13 protein-coding genes and 1 tRNA gene are annotated in these 14,798 nt (G+C 71.1%); 7 read left to right on the forward strand and 7 right to left on the reverse strand.

The window, feature by feature from the left end:
* Positions 1 to 154 precede the first annotated feature (154 nt).
* From NNW99_RS26845 to NNW99_RS26855, 3 genes are read left to right on the forward strand one after another with little or no spacing between them, the layout of a single operon-like run.
* Positions 155 to 1,321 (forward strand): HpcH/HpaI aldolase/citrate lyase family protein, encoded by a 1,167-nt coding sequence (locus tag NNW99_RS26845; protein WP_215121706.1) that lies wholly within the window; start codon positions 155 to 157, stop codon positions 1,319 to 1,321.
* Between the two features lie 44 nt (positions 1,322 to 1,365).
* Positions 1,366 to 3,945, forward strand: coding sequence for a phosphoribosyltransferase (locus NNW99_RS26850; RefSeq protein WP_215121708.1), 2,580 nt, complete (start codon positions 1,366 to 1,368; stop codon positions 3,943 to 3,945).
* The gene (locus NNW99_RS26855) at positions 3,945 to 4,754 is read left to right on the forward strand and encodes an HAD family hydrolase (RefSeq protein ID WP_215121709.1); all 810 of its coding nucleotides are present in this window, start codon (positions 3,945 to 3,947) and stop codon (positions 4,752 to 4,754) included. The genes NNW99_RS26850 and NNW99_RS26855 overlap by 1 nt, the downstream gene beginning before the upstream one ends.
* Here the strand turns inward: NNW99_RS26855 and NNW99_RS26860 are convergent.
* Positions 4,675 to 5,463 (reverse strand): DedA family protein, encoded by a 789-nt coding sequence (locus NNW99_RS26860; protein WP_215121710.1) that lies wholly within the window; start codon positions 5,461 to 5,463, stop codon positions 4,675 to 4,677. The genes NNW99_RS26855 and NNW99_RS26860 overlap by 80 nt on opposite strands.
* Before the next feature lie 69 nt (positions 5,464 to 5,532).
* Entirely contained in the window at positions 5,533 to 5,754 is a 222-nt protein-coding gene (locus NNW99_RS26865; RefSeq protein ID WP_215121711.1) for a zinc ribbon domain-containing protein, read from the reverse strand.
* A gap of 214 nt (positions 5,755 to 5,968) precedes the next feature.
* Between NNW99_RS26865 and NNW99_RS26870 the strand changes: the two genes are divergently transcribed.
* The 3 genes from NNW99_RS26870 to NNW99_RS26880 all read left to right on the forward strand — a co-directional run bounded on the left by NNW99_RS26870 (position 5,969) and on the right by NNW99_RS26880 (position 10,707).
* Entirely contained in the window at positions 5,969 to 8,113 is a 2,145-nt protein-coding gene (locus NNW99_RS26870) for a transglycosylase domain-containing protein (protein ID WP_215124474.1), read from the forward strand.
* A 57-nt stretch (positions 8,114 to 8,170) separates the two neighbouring features.
* Complete coding sequence (locus NNW99_RS26875) at positions 8,171 to 9,448, forward strand: hypothetical protein (RefSeq protein WP_215121712.1); 1,278 nt, start codon at positions 8,171 to 8,173, stop codon at positions 9,446 to 9,448.
* Positions 9,449 to 9,552: 104 nt separating this feature from the next.
* The gene (locus tag NNW99_RS26880) at positions 9,553 to 10,707 is read left to right on the forward strand and encodes an amidase domain-containing protein (RefSeq protein ID WP_251057949.1); all 1,155 of its coding nucleotides are present in this window, start codon (positions 9,553 to 9,555) and stop codon (positions 10,705 to 10,707) included.
* Positions 10,708 to 10,726: 19 nt separating this feature from the next.
* Here the strand turns inward: NNW99_RS26880 and NNW99_RS26885 are convergent, their stop codons facing one another.
* Both NNW99_RS26885 and NNW99_RS26890 read right to left on the reverse strand, forming a co-directional pair.
* Positions 10,727 to 12,139: a hypothetical protein gene (locus NNW99_RS26885; RefSeq protein ID WP_215121715.1), complete on the reverse strand. Its 1,413-nt coding sequence runs from the start codon at positions 12,137 to 12,139 to the stop codon at positions 10,727 to 10,729.
* 74 nt (positions 12,140 to 12,213) lie between these two features.
* On the reverse strand, positions 12,214 to 13,011 hold the full coding sequence (locus tag NNW99_RS26890) for a DUF4097 family beta strand repeat-containing protein (RefSeq protein ID WP_215121717.1): 798 nt from the start codon (positions 13,009 to 13,011) through the stop codon (positions 12,214 to 12,216).
* 202 nt (positions 13,012 to 13,213) lie between these two features.
* Between NNW99_RS26890 and NNW99_RS26895 the strand changes: the two genes are divergently transcribed.
* A tRNA-Val gene (locus NNW99_RS26895) sits at positions 13,214 to 13,285 on the forward strand.
* Between the two features lie 193 nt (positions 13,286 to 13,478).
* Here the strand turns inward: NNW99_RS26895 and NNW99_RS26900 are convergent.
* The 3 genes from NNW99_RS26900 to NNW99_RS26910 all read right to left on the reverse strand — a co-directional run bounded on the left by NNW99_RS26900 (position 13,479) and on the right by NNW99_RS26910 (position 14,795).
* Positions 13,479 to 13,607: a hypothetical protein gene (locus NNW99_RS26900; RefSeq protein ID WP_255961304.1), complete on the reverse strand. Its 129-nt coding sequence runs from the start codon at positions 13,605 to 13,607 to the stop codon at positions 13,479 to 13,481.
* Between the two features lie 22 nt (positions 13,608 to 13,629).
* Positions 13,630 to 14,088, reverse strand: coding sequence for a hypothetical protein (locus tag NNW99_RS26905; protein WP_215124475.1), 459 nt, complete (start codon positions 14,086 to 14,088; stop codon positions 13,630 to 13,632).
* A 149-nt stretch (positions 14,089 to 14,237) separates the two neighbouring features.
* Positions 14,238 to 14,795 carry a DUF6415 family natural product biosynthesis protein gene (locus tag NNW99_RS26910; RefSeq protein WP_215121718.1) on the reverse strand — a complete coding sequence of 186 codons (558 nt, stop codon included), beginning with the start codon at positions 14,793 to 14,795 and terminating at the stop codon, positions 14,238 to 14,240.
* Positions 14,796 to 14,798: the final 3 nt, after the last annotated feature.

The following is a 14,798-nucleotide window of genomic DNA, read 5'->3' on the forward strand; positions in this document are numbered from 1 at the left end:
CGCGGACTACCGTCGTCATGGCCGGGCCTGGCTGTGCTTGCCCGCGTTACCTGAAATTCATGCCTGACGGGAACCTCTGACATGGACTTCTACGTACTATTACCGGCCACCTTTCGACGATTCGCAGGCCGCACGACAACCACGGGGGAGTTCCATGCGTCATTTCGGGCACATCGCGCCTGAGGTGCGGAAGCGTCTCTTCCACCGCGAGCCGTGTGTGTTCACGCCGGACTCCCCGGCCCGGCTGCTCGCGGCGGCCCTGGGCGCCACGCTCTACAGTCCGGCCACCCGCCCCCGCCTCGCCGACGACGTCCTCAAGCAGGCCGGTCGCGGAGTCGTCTCCATGGTGCTGTGCCTGGAGGACTCGATCGACGACGCGGACGTCGGCCCGGGCGAGGAGAACCTCGTCCGCCAGTTCGAGGCCCTCGACGGCCTCCCGGACGCGGACCTGCCCCTGCTGTTCATCCGGGTCCGCGCCCCCGAGCAGATCCCCGACCTCGTCCGACGGCTCGGCACCTCGGCCCGGCTGCTGTCCGGATTCGTACTGCCGAAGTTCACCGCGGAGCGCGGCATCCCCTTCCTCGAGGCACTGGCGAGCGCCGAGGCCGAAAGCGGCCGTCGCCTTTTCGCCATGCCGGTGCTGGAGTCGCCGGAGCTGCTCTACCGCGAGTCCCGGGTGGAGACCCTGGAGGGCATCTCCCGGGCCGTCGACAAGTACCGCGACCGCGTGCTCGCCCTGCGCCTCGGCGTCACTGACTTCTGCTCCTCCTACGGGCTGCGCAGAGGCCCCGACATGACGGCGTACGACGTGCAGATCGTCGCCTCCGTGATCGCCGACGTGGTGAACATGCTGGGCCGCGCCGACGGGACCGGCTTCACCGTGACCGGGCCGGTGTGGGAGTACTTCCGGGTCCAGGAGCGCATGTTCAAGCCGCTGCTGCGGCAGAGCCCCTTCCTCGAGGTGCAGGCCGCGGAACTGCGCGAGAAGCTGATCGAGCACGCCATGGACGGCCTGCTCAGGGAGATCTCCCTCGACCAGGCCAACGGCCTGCTGGGCAAGACCTGCATCCACCCCTCCCATGTGCTCCCGGTGCACGCCCTGTCGGTCGTCAGCCACGAGGAGTTCTCCGACGCCCAGGACATCCTGCGCCCCGAGCGGGGCGGCGGGGGTGTGCTTCGATCGTCGTACACGAACAAGATGAACGAGGTGAAGCCGCATCGGGCCTGGGCCGAGCGGACCCTGCTGCGAGCCGAGGTTTTCGGCGTGGCGAACGAGGACATCGGCTTCGTGGAACTGCTCGCCGCCGGCCTGCCCGGCTGACGCGGCCCGGCATCCGCGGGGCATCCGACGAATTCGAACGGTTGGTGGAGAAGGCAGTGAACGAGGGGGTGCGCGGCGAGGTGCGCGACGAAGCCGGCGGTGTCTGGTCCGGCAGCTGGGTCGCGGAGCGGCTGGGCGTCGAGCTCGTCGGCGACGACCGGCTGACCGGCCTGCTGGGGCTGGCGCTGCGCCGCAACCCCAAGCGGGCCCATCTGCTGGTGTCGAACGTGCTGGGCAAGCACGTGCCGCAGTCGCCGTCCGTCGTCTACGGCCACGGTGTCGAGCTCGGCCGCCGGGTGCGAGCGCTGCTGGGCGAGGAGGAGTCGGCCCGGGCGGTCGTCCTCGGCTACGCGGAGACCGCGACCGGCCTCGGCCACTCCGTCGCCGACGGGCTGGGCCTCGCGCCCTACCTGCACTCCACGCGCCGCCCCGTCGCCGGTCTCGCGGCGGCCGGCGGCTTCGAGGAGGCCCACTCGCACGCGACCTCGCATCTGCTGCTGCCGGAGGATCCCGCGCTGCTGAGCGGGGAAGGGCCGCTGGTCCTGGTCGACGACGAGTTCTCCACGGGTAACACGGTGCTGAACACCGTACGAGATCTTCATGGGCGGTATCCGCGGCGGAGGTATGTCGTGGTGGCGCTGGTGGACATGCGGTCGGCGGAGGACGCGGGGCGGTTGGAGGGGTTCGCTCGGGAGATCGGGGCGCGGGTGGATCTCGTCGCTGCGGCTTCCGGGACTGTGCGGCTGCCTGAGGGGGTGTTGGAGCGGGGGCAGGAGTTGGTGGCGCGGTACGAGGCCGAGAGTGCGGCGGAGGGTTCGTCGGCGGGTGCGGCTGCGTCGTGGCCGGTCGCGCAGTTCCCCGCGCCCCCAATAGGGGCGTATCGCCAACGCCCTCAAGGGGCGCGGGGAACTGCGCGAACAGCCCCCACCGGCCCGCACCCGGAAGACAACCGCATCGACCTGCACTGGCCGGCCAACCTGCCGGACGGCGCCCGGCATGGGTTCACCCCGGCCCATCGGGAGCGGCTGGAGGCCGCCCTGCCCGGCATGGCGGCCAGGATCGCCGACGCCCTGCCCGAAGACGCCCGCCGCGTGCACATCCTCGGCTTCGAAGAGCTGATGTACACCCCCCTCCGACTCGCCGCCGCGCTGGAGCGGACCGCGCCGGACATCGAGGTCCGCTACTCGACCACCACCCGCTCACCCGTCCTGGCCGTCGACGACCCCGGCTACGCGATACGCACCCGCCTCGCCTTCCCCGCCCACGACGACCCGGCCGACGGCCCGGGGGAGCGATACGCCTACAACGTCGCCGGCGCCGGATTCGACGCCGTCGTCGTGGTCGTCGACTCGGCCGGGGACACCCCCGCGCTGCACGCGCCCGACGGTCTGACGGCCCGGCTCGCCGCGCACACGCCGCGGGTCCTGCTCGCCGTCATACCGTCGTACGTCCCCGAAAGGCCCTCCATGCTGCCCGAGCCCCTGCGCGGCCCCGACTTCTCCTCGTACGCGCCCGAGGAGGTCGGCTGGCTGCTCCAGGACCTCTCGGACGTGACGCTGGAGGCGCCGACCGAGGAGCGCGAGGAGGCAATCCAGAGCGGTGGCGCCCACTACGCGGAGTCGCTGCCCGTGGAGTACCAGCCGAGCGAGCGGTACCAGGAGCTGTTCCACGCCGCGCTGGCCGACTCGGCGGCCCGTATCGCCCGGGCGACCGGCGTCGTCACGGAGACGATCCTCGCCGAGCGGGGGCCGCGCCCGGTGCTGGTCTCCCTGGCCCGCGCGGGAACCCCCGTCGGCATCCTGATGCGCCGCTGGGCCCAGTACCGGCATGGCCTCGACCTGCCGCACTACGCCGTCTCGATCGTCCGGGGCCGCGGCATCGACGCCAACGCGCTGCGCTGGCTCGCCGCGCACCACGACCCCCGGGACGTCGTCTTCGTCGACGGCTGGACCGGCAAGGGCGCCATCACCCGCGAACTCGCCCAGGCCCTTGAGGAGTTCGAGAAGTCCGACGGCATCACCGGCTTCGACCCCGAGATCGCGGTGCTCGCCGACCCGGGCTCCTGCGTACGGACCTACGGCACCCGCGAGGACTTCCTCATCCCCTCCGCCTGCCTCAACTCCACCGTCTCCGGCCTGATCTCGCGGACCGTGCTGCGGGCGGACCTGGTCGGTCCGCACGACTTCCACGGCGCGAAGTTCTACCGCGAACTCGCCGCCACCGACGTCTCGGTGGCCTTCCTGGACGCCGTCTCCGCCCGCTTCCCCGAGATCGAGGACGCGGCCTGCGCCCAGGCCAAGGACCTGCTCGCCGCCGACCGCTCACCCACCTGGGAGGGCTGGGCCGCCGTCGAGCGCATCAGTGAGGAGTACGGCATCCACGACGTGAACCTCGTCAAGCCCGGCGTCGGCGAGACCACCCGGGTGCTGCTGCGCCGCGTGCCCTGGAAGATCCTGGCCCGTGCCGGGGCGGGCAGCGACCTCGACCATGTACGCCTGCTGGCCGAGCAGCGCGGCGTACCCGTCGAGGAGACCGCCGAACTGCCCTACACCTGCGTCGGGTTGATCCACCCCAAGTACACCCGGGGTGCGACCGGCGCCGACGGCAAGGCGGTGTCCCTCTGATGCGCGCACTCGTCGCCAGCGACCTCGATCGCACCCTGATCTACTCCGCCGCCGCCCTGGCGCTGACCATGCCGGACGCCCGGGCGCCCCGGCTGCTGTGCGTGGAGGTGCACGAGAGCAAGCCGCTGTCGTACATGACGGAGACGGCGGCCGGGCTTCTCACCGACCTGGGCGACGCGGCCGTGTTCGTGCCGACGACGACCCGGACGCGCAAGCAGTACCAGCGCATCAACCTGCCGGGCCCCGCGCCCACGTACGCGATCTGCGCGAACGGCGGCCACCTCCTGGTGGACGGGGTCTCCGACCCCGACTGGCACGCCCGGGTGACCGCGCGGCTGGCCGAGGAGTGCGCGTCCCTCGCCGAGGTGCAGGAGCACCTGCTGAGGGCCGCCGACCCGGTCTGGGTGCGCAAGCACCGCGTCGCCGACGATCTGTTCGCCTACCTCGTCGTCGAGCGGGAACTGCTCGACGAGGACTGGGTGAAGGAACTCGCGGTGTGGGCGGAGAACCGCGGCTGGACCGTGTCGCTGCAGGGCCGCAAGATCTACGCGGTCCCGGGGCCGCTCACCAAGAGCGCGGCGCTGCGTGAGGTCGCCCGGAGGACGGGCGCCGATCTGACCCTCGCCGCGGGGGACTCCCTGCTCGACGCGGACCTGCTTCTCGCGGCCGACCGGGGCTGGCGGCCCGGCCATGGGGAGCTGGCCGACACCGGCTTCACGGCGCCGTCGGTCAGGGTGCTTCCCGAGCGTGGCGTCCTCGCCGGGGAGCGGATTCTGCGGGAGTTTCTGGAGACAGTACGGGGCGCCTGAGAACTCGGGTGTCCTGGTCGTCGTGCGGGTGCGGGTTCGCGGTGGCTTGTCGCGCAGTTCCCCGCGCCCCTTCGGGGCGCTTCGCCTTGGGGCGTCGCAGGAGCCGGACTCCGGCGAAGACCGCCACCGCCAGCGCCGCCACGACCAGGACCACCTTGGAGTAGGTGGACACGATGTCCGTGACCTGGTGCCAGTTCGCGCCGAGGAAGTAGCCCGCGAGGACGAACACCGTGTTCCAGATCGCGCTGCCCAGCGTGGTCAGACCGAGGAACACCGGCAGCCGCATGCGCTCGACACCGGCCGGTACGGAGATCAGGCTGCGGAAGATCGGGATCATCCGGCCGAAGAACACGGCCTTGGTGCCGTGCTTCAGGAACCACGCCTCCGTCTTCTCGATGTCGGAGACCTTCACCAGTGGCAGCCGTGCCGCGATCGCCACCGTCCGGTCCCGGCCGAGCAGCGCGCCGACGCCGTACAGCGCGAGCGCGCCGATCACCGAGCCGGCCGTCGTCCACAGCAGGACCGCGAGCAGGCTCATCCGCCCGCTGCTCGCGGCGAACCCGGCGAGGGGCAGGATCACCTCGCTGGGCAGCGGCGGGAACAGGTTCTCCAGGGCGATGGCGAGACCGGCACCCGGGGCGCCCAGCGCGTCCATGAGGTCGTTGACCCACTGCGGTCCGGCGTCCGCGGCGGCGGCGATGGCTGTCATGCCGACCACGCTAGAAAACCGGACCTGAAGGGTTCCTGAGGAAGCCCGCGGCGGTGGGCGTCGCCGGGGTCAGCCGCAGCAGCCGCCCCCGCAGCAACCGCCGCCGCCACCGCCCGCGGGAGGCGCCGGTGCCGGGGCGGAGCCCGAGCCGGCCACCGCGACCGTGGAAAGGAGCTTCACCGTGTCGTCGTGACCCGACGGGCACGCCGCGGGAGCGGAGGACTCCGCCATGGGACGGCTCAGTTCGAAGGTGTCGCCGCAGGTCCGGCAGCGGTACTCATAGCGAGGCATGCGCACAGATTAGTCGCCGGCTACCGGAAGGACGCCCTTCGGGACTGGTCCGGGATCATTCTTGTCCGATCCGGTGTGGAGAATATGTAAAGGCCACTGGTAACTTTCGATCGTCGCGAGGAGCCGCAGCCAGGCCCCTCCGCGCGAGCACCACCGTAAGCGGGGGAGGGGAGACACAGCCGTGACCAGGGCTGGGTGGGAACCGGACGAGACCATGCAGTTGAAGGTTCCCGCTTCCCCAGATACCGAAGACGCGGACCGGACGGAACGCGCGGACGAGACCGTGCAATTGCGTACGGCGGCGGTGTCGGCGACGGAGGGGAGCGGGTCCGACGGGCCGCGCCGTCGGCGCAAAGCGCCCCGGCCTACCCCGCTGTCCCGCGTGCGCGCCGCCGCAGGACCGCGGCTTGCCCCACTCGTCTCCCGCGCGGCGCCCTACGCCCGCCGCCTGAGGCCCTGCTACCCGCACGCCGACCGCACCGGCTGGCGTCGCTGGGCGCCCTCCTGGCGGCAGTGGCTCGGTGCCGCGCTGACCTTCACCGGCCTGGCCCTCGGCTTCCTCGGTATCGCCTACGCCGCCACCGACATCCCGGAGAACCTCAACTCGTACGCCACTCAGCAGGACAACGTCTACTACTGGTCCGACGGGACGCCCATGGCGCGCACCGGCTGGGTGCAGCGGCAGGCGATGCCGCTGGAGGACATACCCGAGGACGTCCGCAACGCGGTGCTGGCGGCGGAGAACGCGAGTTTCTACAGCGACCCCGGCATCTCCGTCAGCGGGATCACCCGCGCCCTGTGGCGCACCGTCGGCGAGGGCAACACCCAGGGCGGCTCCACCATCACCCAGCAGTACGTCAAGAACGTCTACCTCAACCAGGACCGCTCGGTCAGCCGCAAGTTCACCGAGGCCATGCTCGCCCTCAAGCTCGACAACCAGATGAGCAAGGACGACATCCTCGAGGGCTACCTCAACACCAGCTGGTTCGGCCGCGGCACCTACGGGATCCAGCGCGCGTCCCAGGCCTACTACGGCAAGGAGGTGGGCGAACTCGACGCCGGCGAGGCCGCCTTCCTCGCCTCCCTCCTCAAGGGCGCGGGGCTCTACGACCCGGCCCTGAGCAAGGACAACCACGCCCGGGCCGTGGAGCGCTGGTCCTGGATCCTCGACCGCATGGTCGACAACGGCATGCTGTCGAAGTCCGAGCGGGCCACGTACAAGGAGTTCCCCGAGCCGCTGAAGCACGCACAGAGCTTCGACACCGGCAAGCAGAGCGACTACCTCGTGGAGCTGGCCGCCCAGTACACCAAGAAGGCCACGCACATCTCGGACAAGGAGTTCGACCTCGGCGGCTACCAGATCTACACGACCTTCGACCGCAAGCAGGAGACGGCGCTCACCGACGCCGTGACCAAGGCCCGCAAGCAGGCGCGCAAGGACGACGCGGCCAAGGCCAAGACCCTGCACTTCGGCGCCGCCTCGGTGGCCGCCGACGGGCGGATCCTCGCCGTCCATGGCGGCCCCGACCACCGCAGGCAGGGCTACAACGAGTCGAACGCGACCACCGTGCCCGCCGGTTCGGCCTTCCTGCCGTTCGTCTACGCCGCCGCCCTGGAGCACGGCGTGCGCAAGACCCGCGAGGGCCCCGTGACCCGGGTGACCCCGCAGTCGCTGTACGACGCGGACGACGGCATCCCCGTCATGACCCCCGAAGGGCCCTACTGGGACCGCGGTGGCAAGAAGGTCACCTCCCACAACGACGGCAAGCGGTCCTACGGGCGGATCAGCCTGAGCCGGGCCCTCGCCCTGTCGGCGAACACACCGTTCATGCAGCTCGGCATGGAGACCGGCCTGGACAAGGTGCGCGACACCGCTCAGGCGGCGGGCCTGCTCTCCTCCAGCTTCGGCCCGCAGGTGCCCGGGTTGTCCCTGGGCAGCGCCACGCCCAGCGCGATCCGCATGGCGAGCGGGTACGCCACGTTCGCCGCCGCCGGTACACACGTCGAGCCGTTCTCGGTGGCCCGGATCACCCGCAACGGCTCCACGGTCCCGTTGGCGAAGCCGCAGTCCCGCCGGGCGATGCGGGCGGGCGTGGCCGAGGCGGTCCAGTCCGCCCTCAAGGACGCCTTCCGCACCGCCCACGCCGGGGCGGACCCGGCGCCCGAGGTGGCCGGGAAGGCCGGCACCGTGCAGAACGACACCGCGTCCTGGTACGTCGGCACGGCCAGTTCCGTGTCGACGGCCGTCGTGGCCTACCGCATCGACCTCGGCAAGAGCCTCGAACCGCTGCCGTTGCAGGGGATCGCGGACGACAGCGTGCCGTACCGCATCTGGTCCGGTGCCCGGGGCCTCGGCTGACCCCCGCGCCCCGGCCCGACCGCACCATCCCCGCCCCCCTCGCAGAATGAGCCGCGCATGAAGTCACCGTCCGGCCGCCGCCGCCGGCCCCGCGCATCCCGCCGCACTCCGTCCCCGGGGATATTGACCCTGGCGGCCCTGTTCGTCGCCGCGTCCCTGGTCTCGGGCTACCTCGTACTGAACCGCCCGGGCACCACCACTCCCACCGCCTCCTCCGAGGCCGACAGACAGACCTCCGCGAAGGGGGACCAGGAGCCCCGGTGGGACGGCCGGACCAAGGTCCTCGGGGACGGCTCCACCTCCTACACCGGTCCGCAGAAGGGGCAGTTGAAGCCCGTGCCGCTCAAGCCGGGTGAGAAGCCGCCCCAGTTCGTGGTCTTCTCCTGGGACGGCGCGCTGCAGGGCGACGACGAACTCTTCTCGCACTACCGGCAACTGGCCGACCGGTACAACGCGAACATGACCTTCTTCCTCACGGGCATCTACCTGGTGCCCAAGGGCAAGAAGGAGCTCTATTCCCCGCCCCAGCACGACAAAGGCTCGGCGGCGATCAGCTACGCCACCGACGAGCACATCCGCACCACGGTGCGGGAGCTCGGCAAGGCGTGGCAGGGCGGGAACGAGATCGGCACCCACTTCAACGGCCACTTCTGCGGCGACAAGGGCGGCGGCGACTGGAGCGTCGAGGAGTGGAAGAGCGAGATCGACCAGTTCTACGGCTTCGTCGAGAAGTGGAAGACCAACACCGGCTTCCAGGACGTCGACCCGCTGCCCTTCGACATCAGGAAGGAGGTCACCGGCGGCCGCGCGCCCTGCCTGGAGGGCCAGAAGAACCTGCTGAAGGCCGCCGAGGGCTACAAATGGCGCTACGACGCCAGCTCCGCGGGCGACTTCCAGATATGGCCCGTCAAGAAGAAGGGCATCTGGGACTTCCCGCTGCAGATGCTCCCCTACGAGGGCGGCAAGTACCAGGGCCTGTCGATGGACTTCAACTTCCTCTACAACCAGTCCGAGGGCGAGACCGAGGGCGATCCGGCGAAGTACCCCGAGTGGGAGGAAGAGACGGTCGCCTCCTACATGTCGGGCTTCAACCGCGTCTACTACGGCAGCCGGGCCCCGCTGTTCATCGGCAACCACTTCGAGGACTGGAACGGCGGCATCTACATGCGGGCCGTGGACCGGGTCGTCAAGGACATGTGCACCAAGAAGGACGTCAAGTGCGTGTCCTTCAGGGAACTGGCCGACTGGCTCGATGTGCAGAAGCCCGAGACGCTGCAGCGGCTGCGCGGCCTGGACCCGGCGCAGTCGCCCGACTGGTCGACCGTCGTGAAGTAACAGGGGCAACCCTCTTCACAGAGACCACACACCCCATGCAAAGATCTCTCACCCCGGCAACCCTTGGCCGGGGCTAGAGGGGAACTTCAGTGAAGTCAAGGAAATTGAACGGGACGCGACGGCGCGTCACGATACTCGGGGCCGCGGCCACCTCGGTCGTCGCCGGAGTCGCCCTGCTGCCCAACTGGAACGCGGGCGCGGCGGTCCTCGACGACCCGACGGTGGACGCGCGGACCAAGGCCACCTTCCAGCGGCTGGCCGACGCGGTCTTCACCGATCGCACCAACGCCCTCGTCGACGGCGGGCGGGCTGATCAGCAGAAGCCGCTGACCGACGGCTTCTCCGGCGACGTCGAGCTGTCCTCCGGTACGGCCCGCTCCGAGGACGCCACCCTCTCCGCGCTGGGGCAGCGCAAGGAGAGCCTGGCGAAGGCGGGCGAGAAGTACGGCAAGGCCGCCACCACCGTCACCCTGGACGCCACGCGGGTGACCGGCCGTACGGCCAAGGCCGAGGTCACCGAGACCACGACCCTGACCTACGCCCAGGCCCGTGGCGACGCCCCGAAGACCACCGGCTTCCAGACCCGGCACGAGCTGACCTTCAAGGCCGACCGACGGGGCGACTGGAAGCTGACCGGCATCCGCGACACCGACCAGGGTGGTCTCGCGGTGAACACGCTCTCCAAGCCGGCCCCCGTCAAGGCGAAGGCCGCCGACGACACCATGCCCAGCGCCCCGCGCGCGGCGACCACCGGCAACCCGGCCGCCGTACCGAAGACCGGCACGACGTACGACTACAAGGCCATGGCGGCCTACGCCGAGAAGCACTGGAACGTCTACAACAAGGACTACCCGGACTTCAGCGGCCGCGGCGCCGGCGGCGACTGCACCAACTTCGTCAGCCAGGCCCTGAAGGCGGGCGGCTGGAAGCACGCGCCCGGCTATGTGTACGACTACACCAAGTGGTTCGGCAACGCCGACATCCAGTCGCACTCGTTCATCGGCGTCAACGAGTGGTCCTGGTTCGCCCAGAACTCCAAGCGGACCAAGCCGCTCGCCAACGTCTACCAGCTCGAGGTCGGTGACGTCCTCCAGATGGACTTCAACCGGGACGGGTCCAAGGACCACACGATGATCGTCACGTCCAAGACCGGCGGCATGCCCTACGTGACGTACCACTCCACCAACACGTTCCGCAGGTCGGTGGCGAGCCTCGTCGCGTCGGATCCGAACGCGTACTACTACGCCTTCCGCACCTGAGACCGGGCCGGGGCCGGGCTCAGTGCCCGGTCCCTCGCTCCTCGCGGATCCGGGAGACCACCCGGGCCACCGCCCGGCGTACGGCCTCCGTCTCCGTGAGGAAGTGCCAGTAGTCCGGGTGGCGGCCGTCGAGGGTGGCGACGGCGCGGTCCAGGCGGGAGACGGCGTCGTCCAGGGGGCGGGCGTCCTGCGGGTCGGGGGTGTTGCGGCCGGCCATGGCGAGGCGCTGGGCGTCGCGGATGGCGAAGCGGGTGCGTTCGATCTCCTGCTGGGGGTCCTTCTGCACCGCGTTCAGCCGGTGCAGGCGGTCGCCGGCGGCCGAGACGGCCTCGTCGGTGCTGTTCAGCAGGGCCCGCACGGTCGACAGCAGGGCCGTCGCGTCGGCCCAGCGCTGCTCGGCGCGGGCGGAGCGGGCCTCGGCCAGCTTCGTCTCGGCCTGGCGGACGTGCTCGGCGGCGTCGTCGGGGACGCGCTGGAGGTCCTGCCAGCAGGCCGCGGTGAAGCGACGGCGGAGTTCGCTGAGGATCGGGTCCACCTGCTCGGAGCGGGTGGTCAGGGCCTGTGCGCGGGTGCGCAGGGAGACGAGCCGGTGGTCGATCTCGGCGGCCCGGTCCGGCAGCCGCTCGGCCTCCACCCGGATCGCCTCTGCCTCGCGGGTGACCCGCTCGGCCCGCTCCAGGGTCTCCGGCACGCCGTGCCGGCCGGCGCCCTGGTTCAGCTTGGTCAGCTCCGGGGAGAGCGCGGCGAGCCGGGCGGCGAGATCGTCCGCCTTCAGCTGCGACGCCCGTACGGAGTCGAGTGCGTTGGAGGCGCCGAGCAGGGCCTGGCGGGCGCGCTCTACGGCGGGGGCGAGACGGGCCAGCTGGGTCTCGGCCTTGCCGAGCAGCGGGCCGAGGCCCTCGGTGAACCGGTCCAGCTCCTGCTTGACCCGGTCCAGCTCCTCCTTGGCGGCGGTCAGCTCGCCTCGGGCCCGGGAGGCGGTCGAGGCCTCCAGGTCGTCGCGGTCGAGATCGTGCGCGTCGACGGCGTTGATGTACCGGTGGCTGACCTCGTCGATACGGCGGCCCAGGGCGTCGAAATCGGCGACGGCGCGCCGCGCGGCCGGGGAGTCGTCGACAGCGGTGATCGTCTCTATCGAGATGCGCAGGTCACGCTGGGCGGTGTCCAGCTCGTAGAAGGCGGCCGCCGCGGCGTCCTTCGCGGCCTGGGCCTCGGCCCGCTGGTTCTCGGCACGGCCGCCGAACCAGCGCCGGGTGCCCCCGCCCGCGAAGGCGGCGGGCAGCGCCAGCGCGGCCACCAGCGGCAGCGCCATCAGGGCGAACGCGTCCCTCAGCGGACCGCGCGGACGGTCCGGGACCCGTGGGAGCGGGCGGCGTGGTCTGGGCGCGCACGGCACCGACGGCGAATCCGGCTGCCCTGGTGTCGCCGTCACATCCCTCTCCCGTGCTGTGGTCCGCCCTGCCCCGTGTCATTCTCCCACCGGTTGAGGACGAACACACGGGCCGATCAGTTCGCTGTTCGGACCGTCACACTGCCGTCGCCGGTCCGGGCGGACACCACATGGGGGCTGCTCTCGTCGCGGGGCACGGACACATCCACCCCGCCGTCGCCCGTCCGCGTGCTCACGCGGTAGGTCGCCTCGGGCAGCGCGATGGTCACGGAACCGTCGCCGCCACGGGACTCCACACGGTCCGGTACGACACCGAGTTCGAGGCGGGCCGAGCCGTCGCCGGTCTGCGTGCGGATGTCACGGGAGGAGACCTCCGCACGGATGGATCCGTCACCGGTGCGCAGCTCCAGCGGCCCGCTGGTGTCGGTGACCCGGACGGAACCGTCGCCCGTACGAATACTCAGCGGATCCCGGAAGCCCCGTGCGCGCACGCTGCCGTCGCCCTCCCGGACCTTCACGGTGATGCCGCGGGGCACCTCGACGCGGTGCTTGGCCGCGCAGTCGGCGACGACACCGGAGCACTTCAGCCGCAGCACCAGCCGATCGTCCCGCATCGACCAGGTGACCCTCGGCTCCTTGCCGACGACGACCGAGCCCTGGAACCACCGGGTGACCTCGATCTTGCCCTCCGGGTTCGCGTCGGCGGCGACGATCTCCAGGGCCGAGTCGTCGGAGTCGACGGTCAGAGTGCGCCCCTGGAGGTCGAACGTCCGCTGCTCGGGCTCGGTGTCGTCCCCGGCGGACGCCCCGCAGGCACTCAGCCCGGCGACGAGAACGGCCACGGCACCGGCGACGGCGACCGCGCGGGCGGAGGCGGTACGAACGGTGCCGACGGTACGGACGATGCGAGCCATGACGATCTCCCCCTGGACGTACTACAGGCGCTCCCCTGAGCGCTCTACGACCGTATGGACCCCGGCCCCGCCTGAGGATCCGGACCACTCCCGGATCCGAACGGGGGATAACCCCCGGCCCGCCCCACCGAAAGAGGATTGCCGGTCAGCACCCCGGGCCATGTAGGCTGTCGACTCGTCCTGGGCGTATGCCCCGGGACCCGGGTGCGTAGCTCAGGGGTAGAGCGCCTGCCTTACAAGCAGGATGTCGGCGGTTCGAAACCGTCCGCGCCCACAGGCTAGACAGCTGGTCAGAGGCCCTCCAGGGAGTAACTGGGGGGCCTCTCCGGTTGTTCCCTGCGGATGACCAGGCAGCGCCAAGCCGACCTTGTGGACTCGCTGTCGGACAGATCGTGTGTGGGCGGCCCCGGGGCGTCGAGGGGACGCCGGCCGGGGCCCCGGGCTCAGCCCGCAGACCTGGCCGAGGTTCAGAGCTTGCGGGGGATCACGAACCCCCGGACAGGCCGCTGCTCCTTCGGGTCGCGCGATGCGGGCTGCTGCGTGCGCTTCCACGCCGCCACCAGTTCCGCATAGCGAGGATCGATCCACTCGGACACGGCGCCTCCCTTCGCCGGCAGGCTACGCCACGCTCGGCTTCGGCTTCGGCTTCGGCGTGACGACGATCGTGCACTCCGGGGCGTGCTGGCACTTCGCCGCCACCGACGCCAAGGTCTCCTCGGACGGCGGCCCCCACAGCTGTGTATCCACATCCCATCCCAGCTCCGTGATCTTCTCGCGCGTCCGGTCCAGGATCGGCGGGTCGTAGTTCGTGGGGTCGTAGCCCGGGAAATGATGCACGAACTCGCCGCCGAGGGACTGGCACAGGTCGGTGTAGATCGCGGTGTGCAGGATGAGGGCGTGCCAGCCCTCGTCCACGATGCGCGACGGAGCCAGGCCGACCCCCGGGTTCCGGGAACAGACGGCGACGAACTTCAGGCCCTCCTCGACGATCCGGCCGGCCAGCTCTTCGGTCATGCTCGGGTTGGCGTCCATGACGGTGCGGCGGCAGCTGTCGAACTGCTTGTCGGTGATGAGCATGCGGGGCAGGGCCGGGATCGGCTCGGGGTCGGGTCCGGGGTTCGGCGGTACGCTCACGATGACTCCTTCGCTTCTCGCGTATGGGGTTGGCCCCGCCCGCGCCGGGGTTCTTCGCGGGATTCACCGGCCGGGCGGGGAGTCCGGGAGGGCTACTGCTGTCCCTGGCGGATCGCTCGCCGGGCCTGCCGGTACTCCTCGTACAGCCGCTCTTCTTCCTCGCAGGGAAGTCCGGCGTTCGCGCCCTGGTCGTTCATGGCTCGGCAGGTCGGGCACCTCACGCAGTGATCTGCCAGGCGCACGAATGCCCTTTGCACGGGCGTCTCCTCGACTCCCGCGCTGACGATCTCGTAGTGGTCGCACAGGGCGACCAGGACGCGCGCGAGTCGCCGCGCGTACATCACGCTGCCGCTGAGTGGGGCGAAGGCGAGTTCGGGCGCACGGAGCTGGCCGCCGGCCTCGCTTGCACAGGCCCGGGCGCTGGAACCGGTCGGGGCATTCTCCGGCAGCAGTCCGGCCGCCCGCTCGACCTCCGGTGCGAGCAGTTCGATGTGCCCGCGCAGTGCGGCGGTGAGCGTGTCCAGCTCCTCACCGGCCGGCGGCACGGCGTCGGGAGTGCTGTCCGGGCCCAGCACGCGGTGCGCGGTCTCGCGCATCGTCGCGATGTCCGGCGGGGCTTCGACCAGGGTCGGTGGGGCTGTAGCGGTCACGGC

The sequence above is a fragment of the Streptomyces sp. CRCS-T-1 genome (assembly GCF_024442335.1).
GTDB classification, from domain to species: domain Bacteria; phylum Actinomycetota; class Actinomycetes; order Streptomycetales; family Streptomycetaceae; genus Streptomyces; species Streptomyces koelreuteriae.